Consider the following 12,990-nt stretch of genomic DNA (forward strand, 5'->3'; position numbering starts at 1 on the left):
GTACCGACCGTTGGTCGGTACGCCTTGCTGGTCGGTACGCCCTGCCGACCGTCGGTCGGTACCCGGTTACCGCCTGGCCGGTCCCCAATACCCCAGCTCCCTGCGGATCTGCAGGCCGCGGGTCCACGCGCCGAACGGCTTGCGCTTCAACGTGCCCAGCTCGCCGGCCAGGAAATCCTCGGTAGCGGCAATCACCCGCTCGCTGGAGCGGCCGTCGCGGAACGGATGGATGCTGGCGGCGTAGCGCTGGATCTCGGCCAGCAACGCCGGCGTGGGGTGCAGCGCGCGGGCCAGCATCGCCGGCAGCTCGGCGGCCACGTCGAAGTCGATCATGTGCGGCTGCGGCACGCGGTTGCGGAAGGTCACCACCGGTTTGTGCTGCACGACAAACTCGGACACGATCGATGAGGTGTCCGACACCAGCACGTCGGCGGCGCGCTGCGCGGCCATCACCTGCTCCGGTTCGATGAACGCCGCATTGTCGCCGGCCAGCGCGCGGTACTGCGCGAACAACGTGTCGCTGCACTTGGGGTGCAGGGTCAGCAGCCAGTAGTGCTCACCGCGGGCGATATCGGCGGCGATCTGCTCGTACAGGTGCGGGGCCGCGCTCAGGCGCTCGGTGAAGGTCGAGCCGAACAGGATCACCGGGCGACCGGCCGCCGGCAACCGCAGCGCGGCGCTGGCGCCGCCGTCATCGCAGAACAGCGGGTCCAGCTTCGGCCAGCCGGTTTCGGCTACCGCGAAGTGCCCCACCCGCGCCGCCAGGTCGCGGAACGGCATGGTCGTCGCCGGCCCCTGCGTGCAGTACAGGTCGAACAACCCACGCACCCGGAAGTGGCCGCGCGCGCTGTCGCGCTTCTGCACGTTGAAGCCGTGGAAGACCTGTACCTTGGCCCCGGCGATGAACGGCGGCACCCAGTTGGCGGCGCTGAACACAGCGCGCGGGCGCAGCGCCAGGGCCTCGGCGAGGCCTACCTCGGGCACCCCGGGCAAGCGCGATCCGGCCGCGCCGTCGGTGAACCAGGCCGACACCGATTGCCCCGACGCGTGCAACGCCTGTGCCAGTGGGGCGAGAATAGGCAGCGCATAGCGCTCCGTCGCAAACAGCAGGTACTCGGCCATCATGTCCTCCTCGACCGCTCCCACTGAACGGCCTCGCCTCTCGGCCTGCATTATCGCGTTCAATGAAGCCGACCGCATCGGCGACTGCCTGGCCTCGCTGGCCTTCTGCGACGAAATCATCGTCGTGGACTCCCATTCCACCGATGCCACGGTGGCGATCGCCAGCGCTGCCGGGGCCCGCGTGCTGCAGCGGCCGTTCGATGGCTTCCGCAGCCAGAAGGCCTTCTGCGTCGAACAGGCCTGCCACGACTGGGTGCTGTGCCTGGATGCCGATGAACGCATCAGCGAGGACCTGCGCGCGGCGATCCAGGCCGCCCAGGCCAGCGGCTTTGCCGGCCACCACGGCTACCGCTTCGCCCGCCTGTCCGAGTACTTCGGCAAGTTCCTGCGCCACGGCAATGCCTATCCGGACCGCGTGCTGCGGCTGTTCGACCGCCGTCACGGTGGCTGGCGCGGCACGCGCGAGATCCACGAGGCGGCCAGCGTGGATGGCAGCGTCGGCGGGCTGCGCGGGGATCTGATCCACTACCCGTACCGCTCGTTGGAACAACAGTTGTCCAAGACCCAACGCTACGCACGGATGATGGCCGAGCACGAATTCTCACGCGGCAAACGCGCCACCCTGGCCAAGCTGGTGCTGGCCCCGGCGTGGCGGTTCTGGCGCGGGTTGCTGTTCCGGGGCGGTTTCCGCGATGGCTGGCACGGGCTGGTGTATGCCTACGTGCGGGCCAATTACGTGCGCCAGAAGACCATCATGCTGTGGATGCTGCAGCACGGTCAGCCGGTCAGCGATCCGCCCCGGCGCGACTCCCCCTGAACAAGCGAAATCCCCCATGAAGATCCTGTACACCAACTTCCATTCCGGCGACGGCGGCGGCCACACCACCTACCTGGCGTCGCTGGCGCGCGCGCTGTCGGCGCGCCACCAGCTGTTCATGGCCGCCCCCGATGACAGCCGCGTGCTGCGCGTGGTCCGCGAAGAAGGCATTGCCGCGCCGCTGGACATCGGCTTCAGCAGCGGCCTGCCGACGCTGGCCCGGCAATGGGCGGACATGCGCCGCCTGCGCCGGCTGGTGGAGCAGCAGCGCATCGACATCGTGCATGCCAACGGCGCACGCGACCACCGCGTGGTGATGGAAGCGGTGGCCGGGCTGCAGCACCGGCCCAAGCTGGTGTTCACCAAGCACAACAGCAAGCCCAGCAACACCGTCGGCAACACCCTGCGCGCACGCTGGGGCACCGACCGGGTCATCGCGGTGTCCGCGCACACCCGCCAGATGCTGCTGGACAGCCCCTACCGGCGCTGCCCGATCGACGTGGTGCGCAACGGCGTGGACCTGGTCCGCTTCGCCCCGGCCGATCCCACCGCGGGCGCTGCGTTGCGCGCGCGCTGGACCACCGACCCCGACGCACTGGTACTGGTCAGCAATGCCGGTACCGATGGCCACAAGGGCTGGATCGACCTGGTCGAGGCGATCGCCACCCTGCCCGATGCCATCCGCACCAAGATCCACGTCGCCATCGCCGGGCGCGATCCGGACCCGCAGCTGGTGGCCCGTGTCGCCGCACTGGCGCTCGATGCACAGGTGCATTTCCCCGGGCTGCTGGAGGACATCCGGCCGTTCATCGCCAGTGGCGACGCCGGCTTCGTGCTGTCCTACGACGTGGAAACAATCTCCTTCGCCTGCCGCGAGATGATGGCGATGGCCAAGCCGGTCCTGGTCAGCGATTACGCCGGCCTGCCGGAGAACATCGACCCGGGGCGCGATGGCTGGATCGTGCCGGTGCGCAACGTGGCCGCGATTGCCGCGCAGGTGGCGCAGCTGTACACGCAACGCCACGACCTGGCACGCATCGGCGAGGCCGCCCGCCAGCGTGCGCTGCGCGAGTTCGGCCTGGAAACGTTCACCGGGCTGACCGAAGCCAGCTACGCCGCGGCCCTGCAGGGCCGCTGAGTCGGCCGCTCAGGCGGCCGGGTCCGACCGGCGCAACCGCGCCGGGTCGGACAGCGCCAGGAATACCGCCACCCAGGTGGCGTAGAACGAGGCGGTCCGCATGTCGCGGAACATCATTTCGGTGATGCCAAATACCAGGAACCCGGCACAGATCATCAGGCCGGCACCGGCAAACAGGCGCAGGCCGTCGTTGTCGTGCCACAGCCGCCGCAGCAGCAGCCAGCCGGGCGCTACGTACAGCAGCACCAGCCCCAGGCCGCCCAGCACACCATAGGTGGCCAGGAAGTACAGCAGGTCGTTGTGGGTTTCACCGTAATCACGGGCAACGGTGGGCGATACCTGGCTGGCTTCGGCCAGGCTGCGCAGTTCCTCGCGGAAACGGTCGCCGCCGCCGATGCCGAACACCGGTTCGCTCTGGATCATGTGCCCGGCCGCGCTCCACAGCTGCAGGCGGATGCACACCGAGGTATCGGCCAGATGCGCCACCTGGCAATCCTCGAACTCACTCACGCCCAGGTGGATGCGCTCGCGCATCGAGCCATCGCTGAGCACGATCAGGCCGAGCACGCCCAGCAGCAGCGCGCCGGCCACCGCCTTGTAGCGGTTCAACCGGCGCCCCTGCACCAGCAGCGCGATGAACACCAGCACCGGAATGGCCAGCAGCCCGCCACGGGTCTGGGTGGCCAGGAAGCCGCCCAAGCCGGCGATACCGGTGATCAGCTTCAGCGCGAATTCGGTCCGGCGGAAGCGGGTGATGCGGTAGCCCAGCAACAGCAAGGCCAGCATCGAGAACAACAGGGTGAGATCGCCGTAGGTGACCGCGTTGAACTGGCGGGTGGCCGGGCGTTCGCCGGTGCTCAACACCAGCCAGCCAATGTTGATCACCGCATACCAGATGCCCAGCAGCAGCCCGAACAGCGCATGTGCCAGCACCTTGTGCGGGATCCGCAAGGCCGCCGCCAGGATCAGCACCAGGGTCAGGAAGCGGCACGCCTTCTCCACTTCCGAGCCCTTCCAGATGCCATGGAACAGCAGGCTGGCCAGCACCCCCACCAGCATGACCGCCACGCCCACGCCCATCCACACGTACGCGCGCCGGTCGGCGCACCAGGTATCGCCCGGCGCAGGTGCGCGCACCACCACCAGCACGATGATGCTCAACAGCACCAGCAGGTAGTAACCCGCGCTGCCGCCGTCCATGGTCGACATCAGCAACACCGGCGACAGCCCCAGGGCGATCGTGAAGACCCAGGACAGGAGCAGGTGGATGCGGGCAGAACGGAGAGAAAGTTGGGTCACGTTGGGAACGATGCGGCCGGACGAAGGTGAAGGAAAGGGGTAACCGGCCATGCCTGCATGGCGGCAAGCCGTTGAAGCCGTCCCCGGACGGGCCGAGCGCGCGGCATTGTCGCCGACCGTTGAGCAATGATCCATGAGCGGCCACTCATCGGTCCGCCTCTTCTTCCTTGCCCTGCTCGCGGGTGATCCGGGCCAGATCCTCCGCACTGGGGCGGCAGGGGCCCAGCAACGCCTGCGCCGGCACCAGCCACCAGCCCCGGCGATTGGCCACGCCCACCCGCTCCGCGCCGCTGCGGTCGATGCACTCCAGCAAGGCCGCCTCCTGCACCAGCAGCCAGCGCCGCCCGGGCGCCTGCGCCTGCCAGGCCGCTGCATCCTGCAACTGACGGTACCAACGGCGTTTGAAGCCGAAGGTGGCCGCCGGGCGGTCGGCCATCAGCAGGTTCTGCTCCTTCCAGCCCACCAGGCCCAGCTCGGCGTCCGGGCCGATGCGCTGCGCCACCTGCTGCATCAACCCGCGCGCGGAGCTGGAATCGTTGAACAGCGGGTAGCCGACCAGGCCATAGGCCACCCACGCCATCGCCAGGGTCGAGACCAGCGCCATGTGCCGGCGCCGCGGCCCGCTGAAGCACAGGCTGACCAGCCCCCATGCCCCCAGCGCCACGCCGATCCAGCCCAGCGCCGCGGTCACCGCGGTGTCGATGCCGCGCTCGAGGATCAGCTTGGACTCAAAGCCCGGTTGCCCGGCCAGCATCGCGATGCCGGCGCCGAGCAGCGCCACCACCAGCAGCAGCGTGAACGCGCCCAGCAGCCGTTGTACGTCGCGCCGCCGCAGCAGCCCGGGCAGCAGCGGCGCCAGCGCCAGGCAGAACATCGGCAGTGCCGGCAGGATGTAGACGTCGCGCTTGCCGTGCGGGATCGAGAAGAACAGCACGATCAGCAGCCACCAGCCGATCAGCAGCAGGTAGCGCGGATCGCGTCGGCGCAGCCGTCGCCACCATGCCGGGATCGCCCAGGGCAGCAGCAGGAAGGCCGGGATCCACATCGACGGCATCGTCGCCAGGAAATACCACCACGGTTGGTGGTGGTCCCACGACTGCGCGTAGCGCTTGGCGGTCTGCCGGAACAGGATGTCGTCCATGTAAAGCCGGTACTCGGGCGAGCCGCTGGACAGCGCGGTGACCACCATCGGCACCAGCCACAGCGCCACGGCCACCGCGAACGCCAGCGGTGCCAGCCAGAAGCGCCAATCGCGCGCATGCAGCCGGATCCGCGGCCAGCCCCGCCACACGCCGATGGCCGCCGGCACCAGCAGCAACAACGCCAGCACGCCCACGCCCTTGGTGATCACCCCCAGCCCGGCGGCGAACCAGCCCAGCCACCACCAGCGCCACGCCGGCCCGCACAGCAGGTGCCGCAGCAGGCCGTAGTTGGCCAGGGTGATGAAGAACATCACCAATGGATCGATCTGCGCCTTCTTGGCCTGGAAGGTGAAATGCACCGCAAACAGCAGCGCCCAGGCGGCATACACGCCCACCCGGCGCGTCCACAGCCGGCGGCCCAGGTCGTAGACGCAGGCCAGCGTCCCCAGCGCGGCCAGCAGCGAAGGCAGCAGGAAGGCCACCCGCCAGTTGCCAAACAGGCTGTAGAACGCGGCCTGCATCCACATCAGCATCGGCGGCTTGTCCGAGTACAGCTCGGTGCCGCGGTGCGGGAACAGCCAGTCGCCGCTGTGCACCATCTGCGTGGCCACCAGTGCGAAGCGCGGTTCGTCCGAGGGCCAGGGATCGCGCAGGCCCAAGCCGGTGCCAAGCACCAGCAGGGCCATCGCCGCAAGCAACCAGAACTCTCGCGATGCGCGGGTTTTCAGCATGTGGTGCGGTTCCAACGAAAGGGCATCAGCCCTTTTTTAGCAGACGTGCGTAGAAGAAACCGTCTGCACCGTCTTCACCGGGCAGGCGCTGGCGGCCGGCCCACGAGTCGTGTCCGAAGCTGTCGCCCAATGGCAGGAAGCCTGCACCCCGGGTACGCTGCAGGAACGCTTCGACCTGGAACTGGTTCTCTTCACGCAGGATCGAGCATGTCGCATACAGCAACGTTCCGCCGGGCGCGAGCATCGCAAAGCACGCATCCAGCAGCCGGGCCTGCAGGGCCATCAACGCGTCGATATCGGTCGGCCGGCGGTGCACCAGCACATCGGGCTGGCGGCGGATGATGCCGGTCGCCGAGCACGGCGCGTCCAGCAGGATGGTGTCGAACGGCACGCCGTCCCACCAGCGCTGCGGATCGGTGGCATCGCCGGCCACCACCTGCGCGTGGGCGCCGACGCCGGTGCGGGCGAAGGTCTCGCTGATGCGCTTGAGCCGGCGCGGATCGATATCCAGCGCGACCAGCTGCAGGGTGGGATCGCGCTCAAGCAGGTGCGCGGACTTGCCGCCCGGGGCCGCACAGGCATCCAGTACCCGTGCGCCGGTACGCGGGGCCAGCGCATCGGCCACCTGCTGTGCCGACAGGTCCTGCACCGACAGCGCACCGTCGGCGAACCCCGGCAACGCCGACACCGCCACCGGAACCGGCAGGCAGATCGCATCGGAAGCCAGCGCGCTGGCCTCGGCGGCGATACCGGCCGCTTCCAACCGGCCCAGCATCGTCTCGCGGCTGCCGTGCTGGCGGTTGACCCGCAGCCACAACGGCGCCGGTTGCAGGCTGGCGGCGAACACCGCCTCGGCCTCGTCCGGCCAGTCCATCTCGATTTTCGCGGCCAGCCAATCCGGGAACGCCGCGCGGGGCGGCTGCGCGGGAATGCCTTCGCGCTGGGCGCGGCGCAGCAACGCGTTGACCATGCCGGCCTGGCGGTCGCGGCCCATTGCGCGGGCCGCGTCGACCGTGGCCGAGAGCGCCGCATGTGCAGGCAGCTCAAGCGCATCCAGCTGCGCAAAGCCGACCAGCAGCAGGGCGCGCAGTTCGTCCTCGCGCACCCCCAGCGGGCGCTGCATCCACTGCGCCAGCGCGGCATCGTACGCCCCGCGCCGGCGGAGCACGGCAAAGCACAGTGCTTCCAGCAGCGCGCGGTCGCGGCTGTCGTCCAGGCTGGGCAACGCCTTGGCCAGTTCGGCCTTGAGCGACCGGCCGCGGCCGATCACCTGGGCCAGCACCTTGGCCGCGAGCACGCGGGTGGGGACGCCCGGCGCGGTCGCCGCCCGCGGTGGGGCCGGTGTGTTCTGCGGTGTGGAGGTCATCTCAGGCGCCCACGCTCAGGTCGCGGCGCGCATTGAGGTAATCGGCGGCGGTGATCGCCTTGCCGCCCTCACGCTGCAGTACGCGCAGGCGCAGCGCGCCGTGGCCACAGGCAATGTCGATGCCTTCGCGGGCGGCCGCCAGCAGGGTGCCCGGGGCCTTGCCCTGGTTGTCCGGCAGCGCCACCGCGCCATGGATGCGCACGCGCTCGCCGGCCAGCGAGGCCTCGGCGATCGGCCAGGGATTGAAGGCACGCACGGTACGCTCCAGCACGGCGGCGTCCTGCGACCAGTCCAGCCGCGCTTCGGCCTTGTCCAGCTTGTGCGCGTAGGTCACCCCGGCCTCCGGCTGCGGCTGGGCGATCGGCTTGATGCCCGCGCGCAGCAGGCCCAAGCCGTCGGACAGCACCTGTGCGCCCAGGTCGGCCAGGCGGTCATGCAGTTGCCCACCGGTGTCGTTGGCGCCGATCGCCACGTGCTGGGTGAGCAGCACCGGGCCGGTATCCAGCCCGGCCTCCATCTGCATCAGGCACACGCCCGATTCGGTATCGCCGGCCTGGATCGCGCGCTGGATCGGCGCGGCACCGCGCCAGCGCGGCAGCAGCGAGGCATGCACGTTCCAGCAACCGTGGGTGGGGATGGTCAGCACGGCCTTGGGCAGGATCAGCCCGTAGGCCACCACCACCATCAGGTCCGGCTGCAGGTCGCGCAGCTGCTGCTGGGCCTCGGCGGTCTTCAGCGATTCCGGCTGGAACACCGGGATGCCGCGTGCGATCGCCTCCAGCTTCACCGGCGAAGGCATCAGCCCGCGACCGCGCCCGGCCGGGCGGTCCGGCTGCGTGTACACGGCCACCACCTCGTGGTGACGGGCTGCGGCACGCAGCGAGGACACGGCGAACGCCGGCGTACCGGCAAAGACAATCTTCATGGCGACCCCACTTGCAGAAAGAAAAACGGCGCCGGTGGCCGGCGCCGAACAACCCGGCCCGGCCTGCGATCAGTCCGCAGCGCCTGGCCCGCCGGCATCTCAGGCAACGTGCTTACGTGCCTTGGCCAGCTTCTTGCGCACCATCTCGCGCTTGAGCGGGGAGAGGTAATCGATGAACAGCTTGCCGTCCAGGTGGTCCATCTCGTGCTGGATGCAGGTGGCCAGCAGATCGTCGGCGGCCATTTCCAGGGCCTGGCCCTGACGATCCAGGTAACGCACGGTGATGGTATCGGCGCGGGTCACGTCGGCGAAGATGCCCGGCACCGACAGGCAGCCTTCCTGGTGCACGCGGCCACCGTCATGGGCGACGATTTCCGGGTTGATGAACACCAGCGGGGTGTTTTTTTCTTCACTCACGTCGATGACCATGAAGCGCTGGTGCACGTCCACCTGGCTGGCGGCCAGGCCGATGCCCGGCGCTTCGTACATGGTCTCGAACATGTCGTCGACCAGCTGCTGGAAGGCCGGAGTAGTCACTTCGGCCGGTTCGATCGACGCGGCCTTGGTGCGCAGGCGCGGATCGGGAAACTCGAGAATAGGCAGGAGAGCCATGGCAAATACCGGTAGGGGGCGCCGGTCAAAGCGGCGTACGTCGCAATTCTATCGCCAACGCTTGCCCTGCGCCCCGGTTTCTGGACTATAGTGCGGGAACCTGTTGGGGAATCAGGCACCACACTTATGTTTGAACGAACTCGTACGGTCGTCGCCGTGGCGATGCTGACCGTCGCCACCTATGCTACCGCCGTTGAAGTGAATGGCGGGCACCCGGATACCTATGTCGTCCGCAAGGGCGATACCTTGTGGGACATTTCCGCGCGCTTCCTTGAAAAGCCGTGGTTGTGGCCGGAGATCTGGCAGGCCAATCCGCAGGTCAGCAATCCGCACCTGATCTATCCGGGCGATGTACTGAGCCTGGCCTACCTGGACCGCGTCGTGGCCCAGCCCGGCCCGCGCCAGGAGGCGCCGATCACCGGCATTCCGCTGGATCAGGTTGAACCCTTCCTGAAAAAGCTGAGCGTGGTCGACGAGGTCAAATCCTTGCCGTACGTGGTCGGTCTGGAAGACAACCGTCTGCGCGCCACCAGTGGCCAGATCGCCTACGTGCGCGGATTGGACAGCGCCGAAGTGGGCCAGCGCTGGGCCGTGGTCCGCCCGACCGTGCGCTATGGCCTGCCCAAGCCGACCGAGGATCTCACCGCCAGCGGGGATGTCACCCCTGGTAGCGGCAACCTCTGGAAGAACTACGTTGTTCCCAGCAAGCGCAACCAGACGCTGGGCTACGAGCTGGCCCAGATCAACGTTGGCACGGTCACCAAGGTGGCCGCCGGCGACGTGGATGTGACCACCATCGCCCTGCAGACCGGGGTGGGTGGGGTGGAAGTGCGCAATGGCGACCGCCTGGTACCGGTGCAGGCCAATCCGTATGACCTGCAGTTCTTCCCGCATGTTCCAGCGGCCCAGACCGAAGGCCTGGACATCCGCGTGCTGGCCATCAGCGACATGTTCCTGTCCGGTGGCCCGCGCGATGTGATCGCCATTTCCGCCGGCAGCGCCGACGGCATCGACAACGGCACCGTGGTGTCGCTGTGGCGCCAGGGCCGGCATGTGGCCAACAAGATGAAGTACCCCGGTTCGTCACGGATGGACGATTCGCTCACCGACGGCGCCGGTCGATTCTCGCTGCCCGACGAATATGCTGCCCATGCGATGGTGTTCCGCACCTACGACAAGGTCAGCTATGCGCTGGTGATGCAGGGGGTCAAGCCGGTACTGGTGGGCTACGCGGCCAAGCACCCTGACGCGCAGTAGGTACCGGCCGCCGGTCGGTACACGGTAAAACCCTACGCAACACACCGACGGCGCCCCAGGGCGCCGTCGGCCTATGCGACCTAGCCTGAGGGGATGTGCACTTCCCTCGATGATGACGACGACGCGCTGCTACGGGTAGTCCTGGCCGGCGGCAGCGTGCCCGCGCGCCGGCGGCTGCTGGACCAGCAGGGCAGTGCCGCCCAGGCCGTGCGGGCCGGTCCCGGTGCCTGGCGCGCCGCCGGCTGCAGCCGCGAACAATGCGCCCGGCTGGCCCACCCCGACCCCGCCGCGCTGGCCCGCGGCCGGCACTGGCTGGCCCAGCCGGGCCACCACCTGCTGGCGATCACCAGCGAGGATTACCCCGCGCTGCTGCGGCATCAGCCGCAGGCGCCCCCGGGGCTGTTCGTGCAGGGCGACCCTGCCGCGTTGTGGCACCCCGGCGTGGCGGTGGTGGGCAGCCGTACGCCGTCGCCCAGCGGAGCCGAACTGGCCGCGGAATTTGCCCGCGCCTTCGCCCGCAGCGGGTTGTCGGTGGTGAGCGGTCTGGCCGCCGGGGTCGACGGCCGCGCCCACGATGCCGCGCTGCAGGTGCCCGGCGGGCGCACCGTGGCGGTAGTGGCCACCGGGCTGGACCAGACCTACCCGCCCCGCCACGCTGCATTGCAGGCGCGGATCGCCGGACGCGCGGCGGTGGTCAGCGAGTACCCGCCCGGCACCGGCCCCAGGGCCGGGCAGTTCCCGGCCCGCAACCGGTTGATTGCCGCCCTCGCCCTGGGCACGGTGGTGATCGAGGCGGCGGCCCGCTCCGGGGCGCTGATCACCGCGCGGCTGGCCGCCGAGGCCGGCCGCGAGGTGTTCGCCCTGCCCGGTTCGGTACGCAACCCCCGGGCCCGCGGCTGCCACCGGTTGATCCGCGAGGGCGCGGTGCTGGTGGAGCACCCCGACGAAGTGATCGCCGGGCTGACCGCGCTGGCCGGCAGCCTCGGCCAGGCCTTGCGAAGCCGCCTGGACGCCCCCACTGAACAGGCACGACCGGCGCCCGGACGCGCCCCCGCCTTTTCCGACCCCCACTACCAGCGCTTGTGGCAGGCACTGGATGACAACCCAACGGGTATGGATTCATTGATCCTGCGCAGCGGATTGACGACGGCCCAGCTGTCGGCCATGCTGCTGATCATGGAACTGGATGGAAAGGTGGTTGCCGTGCATGGCCGCTACTGTCGAAAACCCTAGTTTCTTCACCTCCACAGCGTCGTTGACGCAGGCCGAGGGGCAATGAAAGAGAGCATTCTGGACGTCCTGCTGTACCTGTTTGAACATTACTTCAGCGAAGACCCGGACCTCGTCCGTGATCGCGACACCCTCCAGAACAGTCTGATACAGGCCGGCTTCAGCCCCGCAGAGATCAACAAGGCGTTCGACTGGCTCGATGCCCTGTCCGAACAGCGCCCCGCCGTGACCCTGGCCCGTGTCGATGGCCCGGTGCGTATCTACCATGGCCCGGAACTGGACAAGATCGACGTGGAAGGCCGCGGCTTCGTGATGTTCCTGGAGCAGCACGGCATCCTTGACGCCAACCAGCGCGAGCTGGTGCTGGACCGGGCGATGGCCCTGGACCAGGACGAACTGGACCTGGACGACCTCAAGTGGGTGGTATTGATGGTGCTGTTCAACCAGCCCGGCTCCGAGGCGGCATACGCCTGGATGGAAACCCAGATGTTCGTCGACGAACCGGAACCGCTTCACTGACCGTACACTGGGCGCATTGCGCATTCAGGAGCGTGCCGTGGGCCAGTGGTTCTATGCAGAGGGAAATCGCCAGCAGCGCGGGCCGCTGGCGTCTGAAGAGCTGATTTCGCTTTACCAGTCCAGCCGCATCGCGGCCGATACGCTGGTATGGCGCGACGGCATGGCGCAGTGGCAACCGCTGCGCGAGGTGGCCGGCGACATCGGCCTGGTGCTGACCGCGCCGCCCACCCCCGATCCAGAATCGACCCCTGAGCTGGCGCTCGACCGCGCGGGCGAAAACATCGCGACGCTGCCGCCGCAGATACCCGCTGCCGCTGCGATCCCACCCGGGCCGGTGCCGCCGGCCACGCCGATGGCCGCCGTGCCGGTACCGCCGCGCACCGGGCTGTCCGGCTGCGCGATCGCGGCCATCGTGGCCGGCGTTGCCGCAGTGGTGCTGCTTGGCCTGCTCGGCATCATCGCCGCGATCGCCGTGCCGGCCTACCAGGAGTACACGCTGCGCGCCAAAGCGGCCCAGGCCGTGGCCAACCTGGACCCGGTCAAACGGCAGGTTGCCGAATACGTCGCCAGCAACGGCCGCTGCCCGGTCAACGACGACGATGGCTTCCAGGCGGCCGGGAACTATGCGGACGGCAACCTGGCGGCGGTGCACATCGGTCGCTTCGAGAACAGCCACTGCGGCATCGAAGCCGAACTGGCCGTGCCGGGCACCGAAACGCTGGACGGCAAGCTGATCTGGCTGGATTTCGATCCAGACCTGCAGCAGTGGAAATGCACCGCCGAGCCGGATGACAAGTATCTGCCGCAGGATTGTCGCGGCTGACAACGGACG

At 68.9% G+C, this 12,990-nt stretch carries 12 protein-coding genes; 6 read left to right on the forward strand and 6 right to left on the reverse strand.

What is annotated here, in order from left to right; translation table 11 throughout:
- Positions 1-66 precede the first annotated feature (66 nt).
- Positions 67-1,125 carry a CDP-glycerol glycerophosphotransferase family protein gene (locus AC3IR9_RS18355; RefSeq protein ID WP_489292531.1) on the reverse strand — a complete coding sequence of 353 codons (1,059 nt, stop codon included), beginning with the start codon at positions 1,123-1,125 and terminating at the stop codon, positions 67-69.
- Between AC3IR9_RS18355 and AC3IR9_RS18360 the strand changes: the two genes are divergently transcribed.
- The gene (locus AC3IR9_RS18360; protein ID WP_489292533.1) at positions 1,124-1,939 is read left to right on the forward strand and encodes a glycosyltransferase family 2 protein; all 816 of its coding nucleotides are present in this window, start codon (positions 1,124-1,126) and stop codon (positions 1,937-1,939) included. The two genes, AC3IR9_RS18355 and AC3IR9_RS18360, sit on opposite strands and share 2 nt — an antisense overlap.
- A 16-nt stretch (positions 1,940-1,955) precedes the next feature.
- A complete protein-coding gene (locus tag AC3IR9_RS18365) occupies positions 1,956-3,077 on the forward strand; it encodes a glycosyltransferase (protein ID WP_489292535.1) in 1,122 nt (373 codons plus the stop codon).
- 9 nt (positions 3,078-3,086) lie between these two features.
- Here AC3IR9_RS18365 and AC3IR9_RS18370 read toward each other — a convergent pair whose 3' ends face one another.
- From AC3IR9_RS18370 to def, 5 genes are all read right to left on the reverse strand, one after another.
- Entirely contained in the window at positions 3,087-4,376 is a 1,290-nt protein-coding gene (locus AC3IR9_RS18370; protein WP_489292537.1) for an O-antigen ligase family protein, read from the reverse strand.
- Positions 4,377-4,521: 145 nt separating this feature from the next.
- A complete protein-coding gene (locus AC3IR9_RS18375; RefSeq protein WP_489292539.1) occupies positions 4,522-6,249 on the reverse strand; it encodes an ArnT family glycosyltransferase in 1,728 nt (575 codons plus the stop codon).
- Positions 6,250-6,274: 25 nt separating this feature from the next.
- Positions 6,275-7,615 (reverse strand): 16S rRNA (cytosine(967)-C(5))-methyltransferase RsmB, encoded by a 1,341-nt coding sequence (gene rsmB, locus AC3IR9_RS18380; protein ID WP_489292540.1) that lies wholly within the window; start codon positions 7,613-7,615, stop codon positions 6,275-6,277.
- Between the two features lies 1 nt (position 7,616).
- On the reverse strand, positions 7,617-8,540 hold the full coding sequence (gene fmt / locus AC3IR9_RS18385) for a methionyl-tRNA formyltransferase (RefSeq protein WP_489292542.1): 924 nt from the start codon (positions 8,538-8,540) through the stop codon (positions 7,617-7,619).
- Positions 8,541-8,639: 99 nt separating this feature from the next.
- On the reverse strand, positions 8,640-9,152 hold the full coding sequence (gene def / locus AC3IR9_RS18390) for a peptide deformylase (protein WP_489292543.1): 513 nt from the start codon (positions 9,150-9,152) through the stop codon (positions 8,640-8,642).
- Positions 9,153-9,278: 126 nt separating this feature from the next.
- Here def and AC3IR9_RS18395 point away from each other — a divergent pair, with 126 nt between their 5' ends.
- The 4 genes from AC3IR9_RS18395 (at position 9,279) to AC3IR9_RS18410 (ending at position 12,981) form a co-directional block, all read left to right on the forward strand.
- Positions 9,279-10,409 (forward strand): LysM peptidoglycan-binding domain-containing protein, encoded by a 1,131-nt coding sequence (locus AC3IR9_RS18395; RefSeq protein ID WP_489292545.1) that lies wholly within the window; start codon positions 9,279-9,281, stop codon positions 10,407-10,409.
- A gap of 93 nt (positions 10,410-10,502) precedes the next feature.
- Positions 10,503-11,642, forward strand: a complete 1,140-nt coding sequence (gene dprA / locus AC3IR9_RS18400) for a DNA-processing protein DprA (RefSeq protein ID WP_489292547.1) — start codon at positions 10,503-10,505, stop codon at positions 11,640-11,642.
- A 42-nt stretch (positions 11,643-11,684) separates the two neighbouring features.
- The gene (locus AC3IR9_RS18405; protein WP_489292548.1) at positions 11,685-12,158 is read left to right on the forward strand and encodes a DUF494 family protein; all 474 of its coding nucleotides are present in this window, start codon (positions 11,685-11,687) and stop codon (positions 12,156-12,158) included.
- A 37-nt stretch (positions 12,159-12,195) separates the two neighbouring features.
- Positions 12,196-12,981 (forward strand): GYF domain-containing protein, encoded by a 786-nt coding sequence (locus AC3IR9_RS18410; protein ID WP_489292549.1) that lies wholly within the window; start codon positions 12,196-12,198, stop codon positions 12,979-12,981.
- Positions 12,982-12,990: the final 9 nt, after the last annotated feature.

It is taken from the genome of Stenotrophomonas sp. GL_101, from assembly GCF_057835675.1.